The organism is Actinoallomurus sp. CA-142502 (assembly GCF_050936355.1).
Classification (GTDB): Bacteria; Actinomycetota; Actinomycetes; order Streptosporangiales; family Streptosporangiaceae; genus Actinoallomurus; species Actinoallomurus iriomotensis.
The window spans coordinates 2,130,513-2,149,335 of sequence record NZ_JBNJMY010000001.1 but is presented as its reverse complement, the minus strand read 5'-3'; the positions used below and the strand labels follow the sequence as shown (position 1 = coordinate 2,149,335).

Sequence of the window (18,823 nt, the reverse complement as noted above, 5' to 3'; positions counted from 1 at the left end):
TGGGGTGAGCACGGAGACCTACGCGGACTGGCTGCGGGCGCGCGACGACGACGAGTTGCGCGCGCTGTTCGCGTGCCGTCCCGAGCTGATCACTCCGGTGCCCTCGGACATCACGGCGCTGTCCTCCCGCGCCTCGGCCCCTTCCGCCCTGTCCCGTGCCCTCGACCGCCTCGACCGGCTGGCGCTGAGCGTGTTCGAGGCGCTGCTCGTGCTGCCCTCCCCCACGACCTACGAGGACCTGGCCGCCGCCGTCGGCGCGGACGTGCGCGGCGCGCTCGGCCGGTTGCGTTCGCTCGCCCTCGTGTGGGGCGACGACGACGAGCTGCGGGTCGCGCCCGGCGCCCGTGGCGCGGTGCCGCACCCGGCCGGCCTCGGCCCGCCCGCCAAAGAGGCCTTCGCGTCCTACCCGTCCGACCGCATGACCGCGCTGCTGGACGACCTCGGCCTCGGCTCGGTGCAGGCGATCTGCGAGCGGATCGGCCCCCTGGTCGCGGACGCCGGCCCCGAGGCGCGCGCCGCGCTCGACCGGCTCGCCTGGGGGCCGCCGATCGGCAAGGTCGAGGGTGCCCGCCGCCCCGTCACGCTCGCCAGCGCGAACTCCCCGATCGAGCGGCTTCTCGCCCGCGGGCTGCTCGCCGCCACCGACGACCGTACGGTGACGCTCCCCCGCGAGGTGGGCCTCTTCCTCCGTGGCGGCCGGGTCTTCCGCGACCTGGAGACCGCCCCGCCGCCGCTCGGCGGCACCGTGCGCGAGCGGAAGCTGGTGGACAGCACCGCGGGCGGCCAGGCCTTCACCACCGTCCGCACCATCGAGGACCTGCTCGAACGCTGGGGCGTCGACCCGCCGGGCGTGCTGCGCAGCGGCGGGCTCGGCATCCGCGACCTGCGGGCCACGGCCACGCACCTGGACCTGCCCGAGTGGACGACGGCGCTGCTGGTCGAGGTCGCGTACGCCGCCGGCCTGCTGGCGCGCAGCGGCGACTATGACGGTTCCGGCATGGGCGGCCGCGGCGGAGACGCCGTGTGGCTGCCCACCCCGGCGTACGACCTGTGGCGGCTGCACGACACCGAGCGCCGCTGGGTCACGGTCGCGGGCGCCTGGCTGCGCATGGACCGCGTTCCCGGCCTCGCGGGCGAGCGCGACGAACGCGACCGCCTGATCAACGCGCTGTCCGACGAGGCGATCCGGGCCAGCGCGCCGCAGGTGCGGCGCGCGACGCTCGAGGCGCTCGCCGACGCCCCGGCCGGCACCGCGCCGGCCACCGAGGGCGTCTACGCCAACCTCGCCTGGCACCAGCCGCGCCGCGGCGGCGTGCTGCGCGAGCGGCTCGTCGGATGGACGCTCCGCGAGGCGGAGGCGCTGGGAGTGACGGGGTTCCGGGCACTGGCCCAGCACACGCGGGTGCTGCTCGCTGGCGGCGACGCCGAGGCGGCCCTGCGCGCGGTCCTGCCCACGCCCGTCGACCACGTGATGATCCAGGCCGACCTGACCGCCGTCGCCCCCGGGCCGCTGGTGGCCGACCTCGCCCGTGAGCTGGCGCTCGCCGCCGACGTCGAGTCGACCGGCGGAGCCACCGTCTACCGCTTCACGCCCGAGTCCGTACGCCGCGCGCTCGACGCCGGGCGCGGCGCTTCGGAGCTGATCGAGCTGCTCACGCGGCACTCGACGACCGCCCTGCCGCAGCCGCTGAGCTACCTGATCGAGGACGTCGCCCGCCGGCACGGGCGGCTGCGCGTCGGCATCGCGTCGGCCTACGTCCGCAGCGACGACCCTGCCGTACTGGAGGAGATCATGGCCGACCGGCGCGCCGAACAGCTGCGGCTGCACCGGCTGGCCCCGACCGTGCTCGCCTCCCGCGTTCCCCGCTCCGAGCTCCTCGACGGGCTCCGCGTCCTCGGGTACGCCCCGGTGGCCGAGTCGCCCGAGGGCTCCGTCGTGATCACCCGGCTCGACTCCCAGCGCGCCGACACCGCCGGGCACGGCGCGTACGAACCGGCGCACCAGTCCGTCTTCGGCTCCGGTCCCGACGGCTCGGTGATCACCGCGGCGGTGCGCGCGCTGCGGGCGGGCGACGAGGCCGCCCGCGTCGCGGCCCCGAACGGCTCGCCGCCCCGCTCACCGGCGGCGGCGATGGTCCAGCGCCTGCGCGAGGCGACCGACCGCGGCGGGCGCGTGTGGATCGGCTACCTCGACCAGCAGGGCCAGGCGTCCAGCCGCATCATCGAACCCGCGCGCATCGAGGGCGGCTTCCTCACCGCGTACGACGCGACCCGCGCCGCCGTGCACCGGTTCGCGCTCCACCGCATCACCGGAGTCGCCGACGTGGACGGCGCCGGCTGACCGCTCCGGAGAACCGGACACGGTTCTCGTGCGTCCTACCGATGGGCTGATATGGGCCGATATCCAGGAGAGTCACCATGACGTGGCAGGACCCCCAGGGGCAGCCGGACTGGCGCGACGCGTACGGGCAGAACGCGTACGGCCAGCAGGGCTACGGACAGGACCCGTACGGTCAGCAGCCCTACGGACAGGATCCGTACGGCAACGGCTGGTACGGCCAGCCCCAGTACGACCCGCACGGATACGGTCCGTACGGTCCGGGCACCGCTCAGCGGAGCAACGGCTCGGCCGTCGCCGCGCTGGTGGTCAGCATCATCGAGGGCTTCCTCTGCTGCGGCGGCGTGCTGTGGATCCCCGCCGTGATCATGGCGGCGATCGCGATGAGCAAGAAGGACTCCGACCCGGCGGCCGCCCGCAAGCTGACCATCGCCGCCTGGGTCTGCTGCGCGGTCAACGTCCTCCTGTGCATCGGGCTCCTCATCGCCCTCTTCGCGATCGGGGAGTTCTCCAATAACTCCACCACCACTCCCTGACGAATCCGCGCGGGAAGCAGCGAGGGGGCTCCGGCTGTTGGAGACTGTGACCCCTGGCTCCCGAAAGGCATCCCGTGACCGACGGCCCGCTCATCGTCCAGTCCGACAAGACACTGCTGCTCGAGGTCGACCACGACGCGGCGGCCGAGTGCCGTAAGGCGATCGCCCCGTTCGCCGAGCTCGAACGCGCGCCCGAGCACGTCCACACCTACCGGATCACGCCGCTGGCGCTGTGGAACGCTCGTGCCGCCGGACACGACGCCGAGCAGGTGATCGACGCGCTGATCAGCTTCGCGCGCTACCCGGTCCCGCACGCCCTTCTCGTGGACATCGCCGACACGATGGGCCGGTACGGCCGGCTGCGGCTGGAGAAGCACCCGACGTACGGGCTGGTCCTCTCCTCCTCCGACCGGGCGGTGCTGGAGGAGGTGCTCCGCGCCAAGAAGCTCCAGGCGATGTTCGGCCCGCGCGTGGACGACGACAGCGTGGCGGTGCACCCGAGCGAGCGCGGCACGCTCAAGCAGGCGCTGCTGAAGCTCGGCTGGCCGGCCGAGGACCTCGCCGGCTACGTCGACGGCGAGGCGCACCCGATCTCCCTGGTCGAGGACGGCTGGGGCCTGCGCGGCTACCAGCGCGAGGCGGCCGACTCGTTCTGGCACGGCGGCTCGGGAGTGGTCGTCCTGCCCTGTGGCGCCGGCAAGACGATCGTCGGCGCGGCCGCGATGGCGCACGCGTCGGCGACCACGCTGATCCTCGTCACCAACACCGTCTCGGCGCACCAGTGGAAGCAGGAGCTGCTGCGCCGCACCTCGCTGACCGAGGAGGAGATCGGCGAGTACACCGGCACCAAGAAGCAGATCCGGCCCGTCACCATCGCGACGTACCAGGTCATGACGACCCGGCGGAAGGGCGTCTACACGCACCTGGAGCTGTTCGACGCCCGCGACTGGGGCCTGGTCCTGTACGACGAGGTCCACCTGCTGCCGGCACCGATCTTCCGGATGACCGCCGACCTGCAGACCCGCCGCCGGCTGGGCCTGACCGCCACGCTCGTGCGCGAGGACGGCCGCGAGGGCGATGTGTTCTCCCTCATCGGCCCCAAGCGGTACGACGCTCCGTGGAAGGAGATGGAGGCGCAGGGCTGGATCGCCCCGGCGGACTGCGTCGAGGTGCGCGTGACCCTGACCGAGTCCGAGCGGCTCGCGTACGCCACGGCCGAACAGGAGGACCGCTACCGCTTCTGCGCGACGACGCCGACCAAGTCGTCGGTCGTGCAGGCCCTGGTCGACCGCCACCGGGGCGAGCAGACCCTGGTCATCGGCCAGTACATCGACCAGCTCGACGAGCTCGGCGAACGCCTGGACGCCCCGGTGATCAAGGGCGAGACGAAGATCAAGGAGCGCGAGCGGCTGTTCGACGCCTTCCGGTCCGGCGAGATCTCGGTGCTGATCGTCTCGAAGGTGGCCAACTTCTCCATCGACCTGCCCGAGGCGGCCGTCGCCGTCCAGGTGTCGGGGACGTTCGGGTCACGCCAGGAGGAGGCCCAGCGCCTCGGCCGGGTGCTGCGCCCGAAGTCGTCCGGCAAGGGCGCGCGCTTCTACTCCGTGGTCGCCCGCGACACCCTCGACCAGGACTACGCCGCCCACCGGCAGCGCTTCCTCGCCGAGCAGGGCTACGCCTACCGCATCGTCGACGCCGACGCCGTCCTCGCCGACGAGGAGATCTGACTCCGCGGTGCGCGCCCGGCTCAGCGCGGGGACGCCGACGGTACGGGCGGCATCGCCGAGCGTGGCGGTGACGGGTTCACCGACCGCGGGGTCGGCCGCGGGGTCGGTGTCCGATCCGCCGGGCTGCGCGCCTGCGGCGGCCGCACGCCGGTCGGCGTCGGCCGTGGCGTGACCGGCACGCCGCCGCTCGGCGACGCCGGCGGAGCCGACCTGACCGGTGAGACCGGCGGCGGCACCGATGCCGGACGCCGGTCCGGCCACAGCAGCCACCCCGTCAGCACGGCCAGCGCCACCGCCGCCGCGGCCACGAGCGGTCCCCACCGGGCCGGGAACGCCCACCCCGTACGCGCGGCGCCGCGACAGCGGTCGATCAGCCCGGCGTCCGGTTCGATGTCCTCGGCGGCGCGCCGATAGTGCTCGGTGAGCAGGTCCTCGAGGTCGTCACGCATGCCGCGAGCCCTCCTCCGCCAGTTCGCGCCTCAGCGCGAGCATCGCCCGTGCCGTGTGGCTCTTGACCGTTCCTCGTGAGACGCCGAGGGCTTCGGCGATCTCGTGTTCGTTCAGCCCGCACCAGTAGCGCAGCACCATCACGGCCCGCTGCTTGACGGGCAGCCGTACCAGGACGTCGTCCAGCGTCGTTCCCCCGTCGTCGTACGCCCGCCGCGCGTCCGCGAGCCGGTCCACGTCCTCCGCGCCGCCCACCGGCACGTCGGACCGTCTCTTGCGGCGCTTGCGGTCGTCGATGGCGAGGTTGACCAGCACGGTCCGCGCGTACGCCTCCGGCCGGCCGCCGCGCCGGACCCGCGTCCAGCGGCGGGCGACCCGCTCGTACGTCGTCTGCAGGAGGTCCTCGGCCAGATGGCGGTCGTAGACCAGGAAGACCGCGGTGCGCAGCAGCCGGCCCGCGGAGGCGGCCACGAACTCGTCGAAGGTGAGCTCGCCGCCGTCGCCTCCGCGGGCGTCGTCATCGTTCAGGCTCGACAGCGTGCCACCTAGCCCAGTCCGGGACGCGTCGGCACGGCGCACGGGGTCGGCACCGGACGCGGCGTCGGGCGGGTGGCGCGGGTCGGCGTGGGCACCGGCGTGCACGGCCGGGGCTCCGGCGTACGGCTGGCAGGAGCGCTCGGCACGGGTGTGGGCGGGCGGCTGTCCGGAGTGCTCGGTACGGGAGTGGGCGGACGGCTACCGGGAGCGGTCGGCGTGGGAACGGGAGTGCGGATGTCGGAAGGCACGGGAGCCGGCGGGCGCGACTCGGTGCGCCGGGGCCTCGCCGCCGGCGCGTCGTCGGCCACCCGGGTGATCGACGGCCCGTGGTGGGCGCTCGCGGCGATGGCGGTGCCGCCCGCCCACACTCCCGCGATGACGGCGGCGGCCGCTCCGGCTCTCACCAGCACTCTCGTCGCCCGGCGGCGTCTGCGGTCGGTCATCAAAGGTCCCCTCTCGTTGTCCCTACACCCCCATGAACCCCTTTCGCCCGCCGATCGGTTGTCATGGTCCTTCGGATTTCCGCCGGAAACTAGGCGGGCAGGGGGTCCTGGCCGAGCATGCGGTGACCGTTGGCCGCGGAGGTACGCACCGCGGCGAAGCCGTAGGCGATCATTTCCGCCTCGTACGCGGCCAGCGCCGGGATGAGCGGTTCGCCGTGGGCGATCCGGCCGAGCGCGGTGGCGAGGCCGGCGGCGTCGCGCAGGGCGGTGTTGGCGCCGACGCCCGCGGCCGGGCTCATCACGTGGATCGCGTCCCCGAGCAGCGTGACATTGGTCGTGGGCCACGGGTCGATCGGCACGCTGGTGCGCAGCGTCAGCGGGAAGACCGTGCCGGATCGCCAGTGCTCGATGATCCGGCGGACCCGGGGATGCCAGCCTTCGATCATTCGCAGGGTCATCGCCCGCAGCCGTTCGCCGGACATGGCGTGCAGTTCCTCGTCCGTACACGGCAGGAACTCGGGGCGCGAACCGAACGAGCACGTCATGTAGTCGGTGGTGTCGGTCAGCCGTACGCCGGGGGCCAGACGGGTGACGGCCCGCGTCACCGGTTCGGGGTACTCCACCGGCGCGACGCCGACATAGTTCTTGTTCGGCCCGACGATCGGGGTGAACACGGCGTGCATCTCCGGGAGGAACAGGTGCCGGGTCCGCTCGTCCAGCGGCACCTTGCCGTAGAACTGGCGTAGCCCGGTGTCCACCACGCGGGCATGCGGCAGGTACTGGCGGCGCACGGCGGAGTTCACGCCGTCGGCGGCCACGAGGACGTCCCCGGTCACCCGGGTGCCGTCGGCGAAGTGCGCGGTGACGCGGCCGTCGGCCGCCGTGGTGTGGCGGGTCAGCCGCCTGCCGAAGACGACGGCGTCCCGCACGCCGCTGAGCAGGATCTGCCGTAACGTCAGCCGGTTGACCGCCAGGTGCACGCCGTCGTCGGCGGGTTCGAGCACGGTCAGCCTGGTGAGCTGGTCGTCGAACACCGGTGTGCGCGTCCGCGGCACACCGGCGGTGGCGCGGAACAGCCGGTACAGGTCGGCGGGCAGGACCCGGGCCAGCGCCTGGTCACCGTGCTCGTCGACGTGGATGCGGTAGCCCTGGGGACGCGAGGTCAGGGACTGGTCGCTCTCGTAGACGGTGAAGCCGATCCTCCGTCGCCGGAGCACAGAGGATGACGGCCGCGACTGGATGGAGCGACTGGTCGCCATCGGGCTCGAACTGCGCCAGGTCCTCCTGGCGCATCCCTCGGTGGTCAGGCTGCTGCCCGGGCGGATACCGTTCGGCCCGAACGGGCTGCGGCTGGCCGACCACGTCATCGGCGTCCTGCGCCGGGCCGGCTTCGACGACCGCCTCTCCGGCTACGGCTACCTGCTCCTGATGTTCTACGTCGTCGGTTTCGCCGGCCAGGAGGTGGCCTTCGGCAAGGGCGCCGCCAACCAGGCACGCCTGACCCAGGTCAACGAGTTCCTCCGCGGCCTGCCCGCCGACCGCTACCCCGACCTGGTGGCCGTGGCCGACGACCTCACCGGCCGCCCGGGGCTCACGCACCGGTTCGAACTCGGCCTCGTCGGGATCTGCAAGGAACTGGCCGTCCAGGCGGGCCGCACCGAGTCGCCTTGACATGCAACCTTCCAGTTGCCTAAATTTCACCGCAACCGAAAGGTTGCCTTTGTTCGAGGGATGGGAATGGACGCGGTCTTCAAGGCGCTCGCCGACGCCACACGCCGGCGGCTGCTCGACAGCCTCAACACGCGGGGCGGGCAGAGCCTGCGGGAGTTGTGCGCCGAGTCCGGCATGACCCGGCAGGCCGTCGCCAAGCACCTCGCCGTGCTGGAGGCCGCCGGCCTCGTGACGACCGCCTGGCACGGCCGGGAGAAGCTGCACCACCTCAACGCCGCGCCCATCAACGAGATCACCGAACGCTGGATCAGCCGGTACGACCGCGAGCGGGTGCGCGCGCTCGCCGACCTGAAGACCTCACTGGAGGACCGCCTGATGAGCAGGCCCGAGTTCGTCTACGTCACCTACATCCGGACCACGCCCGAACAGCTCTGGCAGGCGCTCACCGACCCGGTGTTCACCAAGCGCTACTGGGGCGTCGAGTTCGGTACGGACTGGTCGGCGGGCGCGCCGATGACCTGGCGCGAGGGCGGGTTCGAGACGGCCGATCCGGAGCAGCTGGTGCTGGTCAGCGAGCCGTACCGGCGGCTGTCCTACACCTGGCACACCTTCACGCCCGAGTGGGCGGAGTACGCCGGCAAGTCCGCGGACGCCCTGGCCGCACTGGCCGCCGAACCCCGGTCGAAGGTCACGTTCGAGCTGGAGCCGACCGGGGCGACGGTGAAGCTCACCGTGATCCATGACGGCTTCGATCCCGACAGCGCCGTACTCCCGGACGTGAGCAACGGCTGGCCGCACGTCATCGCCAGCCTCAAGTCGCTCCTGGAGTCCGGCGAGCCGCTGTGAGAAAGCGGCCCCCGGACAGGACCCCTCAGATGCCCAGGAAGCCGCCCATCCCGCGGTTGGAGGACCGGGTGGTGTCGTAGGCGAGCGGGCAGGCCAGCGTCAGCGTGCGGATCGGCTCGGGGAGCTGGAAGTTGAGCTGCAGCACGTAGCGGTCGGCGCCGCTGAACATCTGCGAGATGTAGTCGCCCACGCCTCCGGCCCGCCGGAAGGTCGCGATCTGGACGTTCTGCCAGTCGGTCACCTGGGAGCTCAGATGGTCGAAGTAGCCGATCTGGCGCTCGTACGCGTCGAGCATCTCGTAGCCCTGCAGGGCCCGCTTACGGAGATGGCCGATCAACTGCCCCTGCGGCGTGACGACGTCGATCTTCGGTGTGCCGACGTAGGAGTACGGCTTGTTCACCCAGAAATAGGGCATGCCGTCGGGCCTGGTCACCAGGAGGTCGCGCTTGGCCTGGTCGTTGCGGCGCTGGTTGAGGACCCGCCAGGCCTTCTGGGCTCCGTTCACGCCCTGTTCCGCGACATTGGCGACCGGCTGGCCCTGCGGGTTCCAGATGGTGTACTTCGCCTCGACCGAGAACATCTCCGGCGGCTGGTCGTAAACGAGCACAGGGGTGTTGAAAAGGTCCACGCGCGAAGTGTACGACCGACGCGGCAGTCCGCGGACGGTATTCGTTTCGCCTGAAAAGAGGCATAACGAAAGGGGCGGCCCCAGCACCGAGGACCGCCCCTGACGTTGTCGGACTCAGAAGTCCATGCCACCCGCGTCGGGAGCGGCCGGAGCCTTCTCCTTCTCGGGCTTTTCGGCGACGACGGCCTCGGTCGTCAGGAACAGCGCCGCGATGGACGCGGCGTTCTGCAGCGCCGAACGCGTCACCTTGGCCGGGTCGATGATCCCGGCCTCGAACATGTTGACGTACTCACCGGACGCGGCGTTGAGGCCCTGGCCCGGCTCTAGCGAGCGCACCCGCTCGGCCACGACGCCGCCCTCGAGGCCGGCGTTGACGGCGATCTGCTTGAGGGGCTCCTCCAGCGCGCGCTTGACGATGGAGGCACCGGTGGCCTCGTCACCCTCAAGCTCGATCTTGTCGAACGCGCCCGTGCCCGCCTGCAGCAGCGCGACGCCGCCACCGGGGACGATGCCCTCCTCGACCGCGGCCTTGGCGTTGCGGACGGCGTCCTCGATGCGGTGCTTGCGCTCCTTGAGCTCCACCTCGGTGGCCGCGCCCGCCTTGATGACGGCGACGCCGCCGGCGAGCTTGGCGAGGCGCTCCTGGAGCTTCTCGCGGTCGTAGTCCGAGTCGCTGTTGTCGATCTCGACGCGGATCTCGTTGACGCGACCGGCGATGTCGTCCGGGTTGCCCGCACCGTCGACGATGGTGGTCTCGTCCTTGGTCACCACGACGCGCTTGGCCTGGCCGAGCATGTCCAGCGTGGTGTTCTCGAGCTTGAGGCCGATGTCCTCGGAGACGACCTGGCCACCGGTCAGGATCGCGATGTCCTGCAGCATGGCCTTGCGGCGGTCACCGAAGCCCGGGGCCTTGACGGCGACGGACTTGAAGACACCGCGGATCTTGTTGACGACCAGGGTGGCCAGGGCCTCGCCCTCGACGTCCTCGGCGATGATGACGAGCGGCTTGCCGCTCTGCATGACCTGCTCGAGGACCGGAACGAGGTCCTTGTTGGCCGAGATCTTCGAGCTGGCGATGAGGATGTAGGGGTCGTCGAAGACGGCCTCCATGCGCTCCGGGTCGGTCACGAAGTAGTGCGACACGTAGCCCTTGTCGAAGCGCATGCCCTCGGTCAGCTCGAGCTCCAGACCGAAGGTCTGGCTCTCCTCGACCGTGATCACGCCTTCCTTGCCGACCTTGTCCATCGCCTCGGCGATCATCTCGCCGATCGAGGTGTCACCGGCGGAGATGGAGGCGGTGGAGGCGATCTGCTCCTTGGTCTCCACGTCCTTGGCGATCTTGGAGAGCTCTTCGCTCACCCGCTCGACCGCGGACTCGATACCCCGCTTCAGCGACATCGGGTTGGCGCCGGCGGCGACGTTGCGCAGGCCCTCACGGACCAGCGCCTGGGCCAGCACGGTGGCCGTGGTGGTGCCGTCACCCGCGACGTCGTCGGTCTTCTTCGCGACCTCCTTGACCAGCTCGGCGCCGATCTTCTCCCACGGGTCCTCGAGCTCGATCTCCTTGGCGATCGATACACCGTCGTTGGTGATCGTGGGGGCGCCCCACTTCTTCTCCAGAACGACGTTGCGGCCCTTGGGACCGAGGGTGACCTTGACGGCGTCGGCGAGCTGGTTCATGCCGCGCTCGAGGCCGCGCCGCGCGTCCTCATCGAACGCGATCATCTTTGCAGCCATAGGCTCCAGATCCTCCCGGAACAGGGTGGCTATCACTGGATCGAGTCGACGCCCGCGACGGACGACCTGTCCGGCGGCTTCCATGCCGCCGCCGGGTGTGAGGCCTCGTCGCCTCGATCGCTTATTCAAGGCTGGCACTCTCAATGGCCGAGTGCCAATGTCGTGTTTAGCACTCTACCCAGGAGAGTGCAAGCCGTACCCCGTCCTACCTGGTCAGCGACACGTCAAGGCCCGGCGCACCAGGCGCCGGGCCTTGGACCGAGCTATACGGATCAGAGCGGGCGCACCGACTCCGCCTGCGGACCCCGGTCACTCTGCGTGATCTCGAACTCGACCCGCTGCCCCTGCTCGAGGCTGCGGTAACCATCAGCAAGGATGGCCGAATAGTGCACGAACACGTCCCTGCCACCGTCGACCGCGATGAAGCCGTAGCCTTTGTCCGCGTTGAACCACTTGACGGTGCCTTGTGCCATTCCTAACAACTCCCACCAGGGCAATTCCCGTGGTCATTCCCACGGCTACCGACTCGAGCCCGCCGGAGGCGCGGAACCCGACGGCCAGCACGGGTGCGCCGCGATGACCATCGCCGACCATACACACGGCTACGGTCCGTGGAACACCCTTTACCCAAGATGAACGGACGGCCGATCCTGGTCAATGTGAGTTTATAGAAATGGGAACTTCGGCACGGGCTAGTAAAAAATGCCCTGACGCGAGCGTCCGCCTAACCGCCGGCGACGGCAGGGATGATCGAGACCTGCGTGCCATCAGGGGTGGCGGTGTCGAGGCCGTCGGCGAATCGGACATCCTCTTCGCCGACGTAGACGTTGACAAAACGACGAATTTTGCCGTTTTCGTCAAGGATACGGGCGGCGATACCGGAGAAACTGGCCTCCAGATCCGCCACGACCTCACGCACCGTCGTCCCGGACGCGGTCACCTCGGACTCACCGCCGGTGTAGTTCCGAAGGATCGTCGGGATACGCACGCTGATCGAGCTCATACCAGGCCTGCCTTTCGGAAAGCGTCGAAGGTGGGAGCGATGTTCGCGGAGGGCTTGGCGATCGGCGCCACCGCGTCGAGGGTCTTCAGGCCGTCACCGGAGTTGATGAACACGGTCTCGGCGCCCGGGTCGAGCGCGCCCGAGGCCAGCAGCTTGCGCAGGGAGCCCAGCGTGACGCCTCCGGCGGTCTCGCCGAAGATGCCCTCGGTGCGGGCGAGCAGCGCGATGCTGTCCACCACCTCGTCGTCGGAGACGTCCTCGATGGCCCCGCCGGTACGCCGGACGGCGTCCAGGACGTACGGGCCATCGGCCGGGTTGCCGATCGCCAGCGACTTGGCGATGGTGTCGGGCTTGACCGGCCGTACGACGTCGTGCCCGGCCTTGAAGGCCGCCGCCACCGGCGAGCAGCCGGTCGCCTGGGCGCCGAAGACCTTGTACGGCTTGTCCTCGACGAGGCCCAGCTTGATGAGCTCCTGGAACGCCTTGTCGATCTTGGTGAGCTGCGAGCCGGAGGCGATCGGGACGACGATCTGGTCGGGCAGCCGCCAGCCGAGCTGCTCGGCCACCTCGTACCCGATCGTCTTGGAGCCCTCGGCGTAGTAGGGCCGCACGTTGACGTTGACGAACGCCCAGTCTTCCTGCTCGCCGGCGATCTCGGAGGCGAGCCGGTTGACGTCGTCGTAGTTGCCGTCCACGGTGACGAACGTGCCGCCGTACACCGCGGTCGTGACGATCTTCTGCTGCTCCAGGTTGGACGGGACGAACACCGCGCTGCGGATGCCCGCGCGCGCCGCCGCGGCGGCCACCGCGTTGGCGAGGTTGCCGGTGGACGGGCAGGCCAGCACCTTGAAGCCCAGCTCGCGGGCGGCGGCGAGGGCGACCCCGACGACGCGGTCCTTGAACGAGTGGGTGGGGTTGCCGCTGTCGTCCTTCACCCACAGCGTGCGGACGCCGAGCGCCTCGGCGAGGTTGTCGGCGCGGACCAGGCGGGTGAAGCCCGGCTCGGTGTTCGGGGTGTCGGCGACGTTCGACGGCACCGGGAGCAGGTCGCGGTAGCGCCAGATGTTGCGCGGGCCCGCCTCGATGCGCTCCCGGCTCACGCGGGAGTAGTCGTAGGTGACTTCCAGGGGGCCGAAACACTGCTCACAGGCGTAGCGTGGGCCGAGATCGTAGGATTCACCGCATTCGCGGCACGCAAGTGCGGTCGCGGGGCCGAGGTTTCGGACGGCGGTCTGCGACATGGAGCGAGGCCTCTCTCCTCATCTTTCTCGTGCCACCTTGGTCACGAGCCGGAGTTGGCACCTGTCCCGGGCGGCCTCGCATCTGATCGGCGAGTTGCGGCGCGGCTGCGCCGCACTGGACCGCGTGTCCGGGAGGGTTGCCGGGGCTTCGACGGGCCGGTCCCTCCACCCCTCTGGATGAGCTGTATTGAGTTGTATCAGGAACTGTATACGTGACTGACCGGTTCTTTGGCCAGCCCGCGGTCTCAGCGCGCGAGACGCAGAGACACATCTCACGCCACGGCGAGCATCCGTATGGTCACGAAACGGACAGAGGCCGACCTTCGGCGATTGCGGACGACGGCCGCCGGTTACTCTCCCCCCATGGCTGACACGCAGGTGCTCGTCGCGTCCAACCGTGGTCCGGTCTCCTTCTCCCTCGCCGACGACGGCGCACTCTCGATGCGACGCGGCGGCGGCGGGCTCGTCTCCGCGCTGGCCGAGCTGGACGGCGACATCCTGTGGGTCTGCGCCACGCTGTCCGACGCCGACCGTACCGCGGCGCGACGCGCCACCGAGGGCCGGCTGGACGTCCCCGGCATCGGCGCCGTCCGCATGCTGGACATCCCGGCGGGCACCTTCCACCGGGCCTACAACGCGGTCGCCAACTCCACGCTGTGGTTCGTGCACCACATGCTGTACGACACCCCGAACAAACCGCTCTTCGACGCGCGGTCACGCCGCGACTGGCAGTCCTACGAGGCCTACAACGCGGCCTTCGCCGACGCCCTCGCCCAGGACGCCGCACCGGGCTCGAAGGTCGCCGTGCAGGACTACCACCTGACACTCGTGCCCACGCTCCTGCGCGAACGCCGGCCCGACGTCAAGATCACACACTTCTCGCACACGCCGTGGGCGCCGCCGGAGTACTACCGGCTGCTGCCGGACGACATCGGGAACCAGGTGCTCGAGGGCATTCTCGGCGCCGACCACGCCGGGTTCCAGACCCGGCGCTGGGCCGAGGCGTTCCTCGACTGCTGCGCGGAGATCCTCGGCGCCGACGTCGACCGTGCGGCCCGTACGGTCACCCACCAGGGTCACGTCACCCGCGTCGGCGTGCACGGCCTCGGCGTCGACGGCGACGCCCTGCGGGCCCGCGCCGCCGAGCCGGACGTGACCGCCCGCGCCGCCGCGCTGCGCGAGCAGGTCGGCGACCGGCGGCTGATCGTGCGCATCGACCGCACCGAGCTGTCCAAGAACATCGTGCGCGGCCTGGCCGCGTACCGCGAGCTGCTTGCCAAGCACCCCGAGTGGCACGGCCGGGTGGTGCACCTGGCGTTCGCCTACCCGTCGCGGCACGACCTGCCGGAGTACCGGGAGTACACCGCCGCCGTGCAGCGGATCGCCGCCGAGATCTCCGACGAGTTCGGCGACGGCACGTGGGACCCGCTGATTCTGCAGGTCAACGACGACTACCCTCGCTCGCTCGCGGCGTACGGCCTGGCCGACGTGCTGCTGGTGAACCCGATCCGCGACGGCATGAACCTCGTCGCCAAGGAGGGCCCGACGCTGTCGAAGAACGGCTGTGCCCTCGTGCTGTCGGACCAGGCGGGCGCCGCCGACGAGATGTCCGACGACGCCATCATGGTGAACCCCTTCGACGTGTCGCAGACCGCGGAGGCGCTGCACCGGGCCCTGCTGATGCCGGCCGACGAACGCGCCGAACGCCGCAAGCGCCTCGCCACCGTCGCGACCGCCCTGCCGCCCCAGCGCTGGTTCGCCGACCAGCTCGCCGCTCTCGGCTGAGGTCCGGCGCCGGCCGTACGCCGCGCGCGGTCACCGCGTCCGCTGCGTCAGACTGAACCAGTTGCCCGAGTCGTCGCGCAGCACGGCCTCGATCCCGTACGGCCGCTCGGCCGGCTCCTGCAGGAACACCACCCCGCGTGCGGACAGCTCCTCGTACGCCTTGCGGCAGTCGGGCGTGTCCATCACTCCCGTGCTGAGCGCGCCCTTGGCGACCAGCTCACGGATCTGCTCGGCGGTGCCTTCGTCATGGCCCATGGAGCAGTCGGCCAGGATGACCTCGAAGTCCGGCTGGTCCGGCGGACCGACGGTGAGCCAGCGGAAGCCCTGACCCGCGCCGTCGAACTCTCCGCCCATCGTGATGTCGGCGCGCACCTCGAAGCCCAGCTTCTCGGTGTAGAACTCCCGGGCCCGCTCCTGGTCAAGCACAAAGATCGTCATGTGGGACATCTGGCTGATCATTGGCATTTCCCCTCGTCAGTGGCGGTTTCCGACGAGCCTACGAGTGGCCGGTGACCGGCGGCTTCTCCGCGATTGCTCCGCCCGGCAGCGGCCGGGACCAGGCCATGAGGAAACATCCGGGGATCGGCGGCCGCGCGCCGCGCTCCACGTGCCGCCGCCGGTACTCCGTGGGCGGGACGCCGACGAGCTCGGAGAACCGCGCGCTGAAGGAGCCCAGGCTGGAGAAGCCCACCAGGTGGCAGATCTCGGTGACCGTGAGGTTCGCGGCACGCAGGAGGTCCTGGGCGCGTTCGACGCGACGCCGGGTGAGGTAGGCGCGCGGCGTCTCCCCGTACGCCGCTCGGAAGGCGCGTGCGAAGTGGAAGCGGGAGAATCCGGCCGCGCGGGCCATGGCGTCGAGGTCGAGCGGCTCGGCGAACCGCCGGTCGATCAGGTCGCGGGCGCGCCGCAGATGGGCGACGGCCGGGACCGGGCCCGGCATCAGTTGTAGCCGTCGCCGAGACTCTGGCGGACCTGCTTGCGTGCCTCGTGGATGCGCGACTTCACCGTGCCCAGCGGCAGGTTGAGCTGCGTGGCGATCTCGGTGTACTCCAGCTGCGACACGTCGCGCAGCACCAGCGCCTCGATGAGGTCCGGCTTGCGGCGCTCCAGGTCCTCCATCGCGTCGAGGATGTCCACGCGCGAGCCGGCGATGACGCTCGTCCGGTGCGGGTCCGGCCGCTGGTCGGGCAGCTCACCGGCCTGTTCCATCGAGCGGCGCTTGAGCGACCGGTAGGTCGAACGCGCGGAGTTGGCCACCACGACGTGCAGCCACGTCGTGAACCGCGACCGGCCCTCGAAGCGGTTGATGTTGCGGGCGACCTGCATCAACGCGTCCTGGCAGGCCTCCTCGGCGTCCTGCCGGCACGGGAGGAACCGCGAGCAGTGCCGCAGCACGTCCGGCTCGATCACCCGCAGCAGTGCCTCGAGAGCCGCCCGATCACCCCCGGCGGCCCGCTTCGCCAGTTCTTCGGTCCGCTCGTCGTACGCCATGACCCGTCCTCGCCCTCAGCATCGCCCCGCATTGGGCATGATACGGGGGTGTCCATGCCTTCGGCCGTCGGCCGTTACCGAATCGATCGTGTTCTGGGATCGGGAGCCTTCGCCTCCGTGTGGCTCGCCCACGACGAGGTTCTCGATGCCCAGGTCGCGGTGAAGGTGCTGGCCGGCGGACTCATCGACGACCTCGACGTACGCAGCCGCTTCCTGGAGGAGGCCAAGATACTGCGCCGTGCCGACTCTGAACGGCTCGTGCGCGTGCACGACATCGGCGAACTCGCCGACGGGCGCCCCTACTTCGTCATGTCCTACGCCGACCTCGGCACCCTCGCGGACCGGATGCGCGACCGCGACCTGCCGGTGGCCGAGGCGCTCCGGCTGGCCACGGAGGTCGCGCGGGGCGTCGAGGTCATCAACCGGCTCGGCGTCATCCACCGCGACCTGAAACCGTCGAACGTGCTGTTCCAGTCGACCACGGACGGCGGTGAGCGGCTGCTGATCGCCGACCTCGGCCTCGCCAAGGCGCTCGCGCACGCCTCGGGCGCGTTCACCCTTCCGGTCGGCACTCCGGGGTACATGTCGCCCGAGCAGGCGCGGTTCGGCGGCGGCCTCGACGTCCGCGCCGACGTGTACGGCCTGGGCGCGCTGACCTATCACCTCCTCACCGGCCGCGCGCCGGGCACGGCGCCGGTGGCGGCGCCGCCGAGCGCGCTCCGGCCGGGCGTGCCGCCGGCCGTCGACGAGATCGTGATGCGGGCACTGGAGGCCGACCGCGAGCGCCGCTGGCCCACCGCGGAGGCGTTCGCCGCCGCGCTCGCCGGGCCGCTCTCGCAGGTGTCCGGCCGGCACCGCGCGCCCGGCCCGGCGTACGGCGACCGCGCCCCGGCCGGCTTCGACGACGACTCGACGGTGCGCGACCCCACGGTCTCCGGCGGACCGGGGTTCGACCACACCGTGGCCGACCCGACGACCGCCGACCCGTCGTTCCGCCCCGGTGGCCATGGACCCCCGCCCGGCGACGGCACCGTCCGGGTGCCGCCGCCGTACGAGCGGACGGCGCAGAACCCACGGCCCTACGTGGAGAGTTCGGTGGACGCGACGCGGGTGGACCTGCCGGTTTACCGGCCGGAGCCGGACGCCGCGCCCGCCGGCGAGGTGCGTACCGGCGACACCACGCGCGGCCGGGTGCTGGTCGCCGCCGGCCTCGCGGCGGTCCTCGTGGGCTGCGGAGGCGGCGCGTACGGCATCGCCAGGCTCACCGGCGTCAAGGCCACCCAGTCCGCCGGCAAGGACCAGACGACGACCGATGACGGCCTGGTGCCGGTCACCGACACGACCGGGCGGCTGAGCCTCCGCGTGCCGCCGTCCTGGAAGCTGCAGCGGGACCACAGCCACTGGCCCGTACAGGTCAGCGACGGCGCGACCGCGCCCGCGCTGCGCGCGACACCGGACTACGCCCAGTTCGTACGGGACGACGCGCGGGTCCCCGGCGTGTTCGCCGGGCTGACCCACGACCTGAACGTCAGGCTCCCGCCCGCGGGCCTCGGCGACCACTCCGCCAAGTGCACGCGCGGCACCTCCCGGGCGTACCGCCACGGCTCGCTGAGCGGCCGTATCACCCCATGGACCTGCGGCGACTCCATCACGGTCAACGAGGTCGGGCTGCGCGACTCCGGCGGCCGGTTCGCGCTGTGGGTCCGGGTGAAGCTGACCGGGCCGCCGGACATCACCCGGACCATCCTCGACAGCATCCAGACGAAGGGCTGATCAAATGCCGGCGCTCCCCCGGCCGGCCGACCTCTCCGGATCGCGTACGATATATCGGTAATAGCTCGGCCGGGAGAGAGACATGCGCAGACGATCGATGCACCGTGAGGAGCGCGCCGCGTTCGGCGGCTGGGGTCCCGGCTTCGGACCTCGGGGACGGGGCGGCCGCGGCGGGCGCCGGACGAAGCGCGGCAACGTCCGCGCGGCGATCCTGGCGCTGCTGGCCGAGCGGCCCATGCACGGCTACGAGATGATCCAGGAGCTGGAGAGCCGCACCGGCGGGCTGTGGCGGCCGAGCCCGGGTTCGGTCTACCCCACGCTTCAGCTGCTCGAGGACGAGGGGCTGATCAGCGGCGAGCAGTCCTCGGGCAAGCGGCTGTTCTCGCTCGCCGCGTCCGGGCGCACCGAGGCGGAGTCGCAGCGGACGCCGCCCTGGGCCGAGATCACCGAGGACGCCGGCGAGGCGGCCACGCACTTCCATGACGCGATGGGCCGGCTCATGATGGCGATCCGCCAGGTCATGCACGCGGGCAGCGAAGACCAGAAGGCACGCGCGCTGGAGGTCATCAACGACGCGCGGCGGCGCCTGTACGGCATCCTCGCCGACGACGAGGACTGAG

19 protein-coding genes and 1 riboswitch are annotated in these 18,823 nt (G+C 71.3%); of the genes, 8 read left to right on the top strand and 11 right to left on the bottom strand.

From position 1 onward, the window contains the following. The first annotated feature begins 4 nt into the window (after positions 1-4). The 3 genes from ACQEV1_RS10490 to ACQEV1_RS10480 all read left to right on the top strand — a co-directional run bounded on the left by ACQEV1_RS10490 (position 5) and on the right by ACQEV1_RS10480 (position 4,601). Positions 5-2,341: a helicase-associated domain-containing protein gene (locus tag ACQEV1_RS10490; RefSeq protein WP_433393344.1), complete on the top strand. Its 2,337-nt coding sequence runs from the start codon at positions 5-7 to the stop codon at positions 2,339-2,341. Between the two features lie 77 nt (positions 2,342-2,418). Then, positions 2,419-2,874: a hypothetical protein gene (locus ACQEV1_RS10485; RefSeq protein WP_433393342.1), complete on the top strand. Its 456-nt coding sequence runs from the start codon at positions 2,419-2,421 to the stop codon at positions 2,872-2,874. Positions 2,875-2,948: 74 nt separating this feature from the next. Beyond that, positions 2,949-4,601 carry a DNA repair helicase XPB gene (locus ACQEV1_RS10480; RefSeq protein WP_285620434.1) on the top strand — a complete coding sequence of 551 codons (1,653 nt, stop codon included), beginning with the start codon at positions 2,949-2,951 and terminating at the stop codon, positions 4,599-4,601. Positions 4,602-4,621: 20 nt separating this feature from the next. Here the strand turns inward: ACQEV1_RS10480 and ACQEV1_RS10475 are convergent, their stop codons facing one another. The 3 genes from ACQEV1_RS10475 to ACQEV1_RS10465 all read right to left on the bottom strand — a co-directional run bounded on the left by ACQEV1_RS10475 (position 4,622) and on the right by ACQEV1_RS10465 (position 7,245). Next, a complete protein-coding gene (locus tag ACQEV1_RS10475) occupies positions 4,622-5,050 on the bottom strand; it encodes a hypothetical protein (protein ID WP_433393340.1) in 429 nt (142 codons plus the stop codon). Beyond that, the gene (locus tag ACQEV1_RS10470; protein ID WP_285620439.1) at positions 5,043-5,690 is read right to left on the bottom strand and encodes a SigE family RNA polymerase sigma factor; all 648 of its coding nucleotides are present in this window, start codon (positions 5,688-5,690) and stop codon (positions 5,043-5,045) included. Before ACQEV1_RS10470 ends, ACQEV1_RS10475 begins: the two co-directional genes overlap by 8 nt. Before the next feature lie 427 nt (positions 5,691-6,117). Next, on the bottom strand, positions 6,118-7,245 hold the full coding sequence (locus ACQEV1_RS10465) for an FAD-dependent oxidoreductase (RefSeq protein ID WP_433393338.1): 1,128 nt from the start codon (positions 7,243-7,245) through the stop codon (positions 6,118-6,120). Here ACQEV1_RS10465 and ACQEV1_RS10460 point away from each other — a divergent pair. Both ACQEV1_RS10460 and ACQEV1_RS10455 read left to right on the top strand, forming a co-directional pair. Next, positions 7,217-7,699 (top strand): TetR/AcrR family transcriptional regulator C-terminal domain-containing protein, encoded by a 483-nt coding sequence (locus tag ACQEV1_RS10460; RefSeq protein WP_433393336.1) that lies wholly within the window; start codon positions 7,217-7,219, stop codon positions 7,697-7,699. The genes ACQEV1_RS10465 and ACQEV1_RS10460 overlap by 29 nt on opposite strands. A gap of 66 nt (positions 7,700-7,765) precedes the next feature. Beyond that, positions 7,766-8,545, top strand: coding sequence for an ArsR/SmtB family transcription factor (locus tag ACQEV1_RS10455; RefSeq protein ID WP_433393334.1), 780 nt, complete (start codon positions 7,766-7,768; stop codon positions 8,543-8,545). A gap of 25 nt (positions 8,546-8,570) precedes the next feature. Here ACQEV1_RS10455 and ACQEV1_RS10450 read toward each other — a convergent pair whose 3' ends face one another. The 5 genes from ACQEV1_RS10450 to thrC form a co-directional block, all read right to left on the bottom strand. Then, positions 8,571-9,173, bottom strand: a complete 603-nt coding sequence (locus ACQEV1_RS10450; RefSeq protein ID WP_285568452.1) for a hypothetical protein — start codon at positions 9,171-9,173, stop codon at positions 8,571-8,573. Positions 9,174-9,287: 114 nt separating this feature from the next. Next, positions 9,288-10,910, bottom strand: a complete 1,623-nt coding sequence (gene groL, locus ACQEV1_RS10445) for a chaperonin GroEL (RefSeq protein WP_285620452.1) — start codon at positions 10,908-10,910, stop codon at positions 9,288-9,290. 272 nt (positions 10,911-11,182) lie between these two features. Next, positions 11,183-11,383: a cold-shock protein gene (locus ACQEV1_RS10440; protein WP_285620455.1), complete on the bottom strand. Its 201-nt coding sequence runs from the start codon at positions 11,381-11,383 to the stop codon at positions 11,183-11,185. A 251-nt stretch (positions 11,384-11,634) separates the two neighbouring features. Beyond that, positions 11,635-11,913: a MoaD/ThiS family protein gene (locus tag ACQEV1_RS10435; RefSeq protein ID WP_285568448.1), complete on the bottom strand. Its 279-nt coding sequence runs from the start codon at positions 11,911-11,913 to the stop codon at positions 11,635-11,637. After that, positions 11,910-13,154, bottom strand: a complete 1,245-nt coding sequence (gene thrC / locus ACQEV1_RS10430; protein ID WP_285620458.1) for a threonine synthase — start codon at positions 13,152-13,154, stop codon at positions 11,910-11,912. Before thrC ends, ACQEV1_RS10435 begins: the two co-directional genes overlap by 4 nt. Positions 13,155-13,169: 15 nt before the next feature. Beyond that, positions 13,170-13,338, bottom strand: a riboswitch (SAM riboswitch). A gap of 179 nt (positions 13,339-13,517) precedes the next feature. Here thrC and ACQEV1_RS10425 point away from each other — a divergent pair. Continuing rightward, on the top strand, positions 13,518-14,939 hold the full coding sequence (locus ACQEV1_RS10425) for an alpha,alpha-trehalose-phosphate synthase (UDP-forming) (RefSeq protein WP_285620461.1): 1,422 nt from the start codon (positions 13,518-13,520) through the stop codon (positions 14,937-14,939). Between the two features lie 30 nt (positions 14,940-14,969). On the opposite strand, the gene ACQEV1_RS10420 is transcribed toward ACQEV1_RS10425, so the two are convergent. Genes ACQEV1_RS10420 through ACQEV1_RS10410 form a run of 3 tightly spaced genes read right to left on the bottom strand, consistent with a single transcriptional unit; the run spans position 14,970 to position 16,430 of the window. Then, a complete protein-coding gene (locus ACQEV1_RS10420) occupies positions 14,970-15,377 on the bottom strand; it encodes a VOC family protein (RefSeq protein WP_285620464.1) in 408 nt (135 codons plus the stop codon). Between the two features lie 58 nt (positions 15,378-15,435). Next, complete coding sequence (locus ACQEV1_RS10415; protein ID WP_285620465.1) at positions 15,436-15,879, bottom strand: helix-turn-helix domain-containing protein; 444 nt, start codon at positions 15,877-15,879, stop codon at positions 15,436-15,438. Further along, on the bottom strand, positions 15,879-16,430 hold the full coding sequence (locus tag ACQEV1_RS10410; protein ID WP_285568439.1) for an RNA polymerase sigma factor: 552 nt from the start codon (positions 16,428-16,430) through the stop codon (positions 15,879-15,881). The genes ACQEV1_RS10415 and ACQEV1_RS10410 overlap by 1 nt, the downstream gene beginning before the upstream one ends. Before the next feature lie 54 nt (positions 16,431-16,484). Here ACQEV1_RS10410 and ACQEV1_RS10405 point away from each other — a divergent pair, with 54 nt between their 5' ends. After that, the gene (locus tag ACQEV1_RS10405; protein WP_285621998.1) at positions 16,485-18,203 is read left to right on the top strand and encodes a serine/threonine-protein kinase; all 1,719 of its coding nucleotides are present in this window, start codon (positions 16,485-16,487) and stop codon (positions 18,201-18,203) included. Positions 18,204-18,285: 82 nt separating this feature from the next. Beyond that, positions 18,286-18,822 (top strand): PadR family transcriptional regulator, encoded by a 537-nt coding sequence (locus ACQEV1_RS10400; RefSeq protein ID WP_285620468.1) that lies wholly within the window; start codon positions 18,286-18,288, stop codon positions 18,820-18,822. The last annotated feature ends 1 nt before the right edge of the window (position 18,823 follow it).

Excerpts from the sequence above, each read along its gene's own strand:
- ACQEV1_RS10425 (WP_285620461.1), top strand. The coding sequence starts at position 13,518 with ATGGCTGACACGCAGGTGCTCGTCGCGTCCAACCGTGGTCCGGTCTCC.
- ACQEV1_RS10420 (WP_285620464.1), bottom strand. The coding sequence starts at position 15,377 with ATGACGATCTTTGTGCTTGACCAGGAGCGGGCCCGGGAGTTCTACACC.
- ACQEV1_RS10415 (WP_285620465.1), bottom strand. The coding sequence starts at position 15,879 with ATGCCGGGCCCGGTCCCGGCCGTCGCCCATCTGCGGCGCGCCCGCGAC.
- groL (WP_285620452.1), bottom strand. The coding sequence starts at position 10,910 with ATGGCTGCAAAGATGATCGCGTTCGATGAGGACGCGCGGCGCGGCCTC.
- ACQEV1_RS10400 (WP_285620468.1), top strand. The coding sequence starts at position 18,286 with ATGCGCAGACGATCGATGCACCGTGAGGAGCGCGCCGCGTTCGGCGGC.
- thrC (WP_285620458.1), bottom strand. The coding sequence starts at position 13,154 with ATGTCGCAGACCGCCGTCCGAAACCTCGGCCCCGCGACCGCACTTGCG.
- ACQEV1_RS10435 (WP_285568448.1), bottom strand. The coding sequence starts at position 11,913 with ATGAGCTCGATCAGCGTGCGTATCCCGACGATCCTTCGGAACTACACC.
- ACQEV1_RS10455 (WP_433393334.1), top strand. The coding sequence starts at position 7,766 with ATGGACGCGGTCTTCAAGGCGCTCGCCGACGCCACACGCCGGCGGCTG.
- ACQEV1_RS10485 (WP_433393342.1), top strand. The coding sequence starts at position 2,419 with ATGACGTGGCAGGACCCCCAGGGGCAGCCGGACTGGCGCGACGCGTAC.
- ACQEV1_RS10405 (WP_285621998.1), top strand. The coding sequence starts at position 16,485 with ATGCCTTCGGCCGTCGGCCGTTACCGAATCGATCGTGTTCTGGGATCG.
- ACQEV1_RS10440 (WP_285620455.1), bottom strand. The coding sequence starts at position 11,383 with ATGGCACAAGGCACCGTCAAGTGGTTCAACGCGGACAAAGGCTACGGC.
- ACQEV1_RS10475 (WP_433393340.1), bottom strand. The coding sequence starts at position 5,050 with ATGCGTGACGACCTCGAGGACCTGCTCACCGAGCACTATCGGCGCGCC.
- ACQEV1_RS10410 (WP_285568439.1), bottom strand. The coding sequence starts at position 16,430 with ATGGCGTACGACGAGCGGACCGAAGAACTGGCGAAGCGGGCCGCCGGG.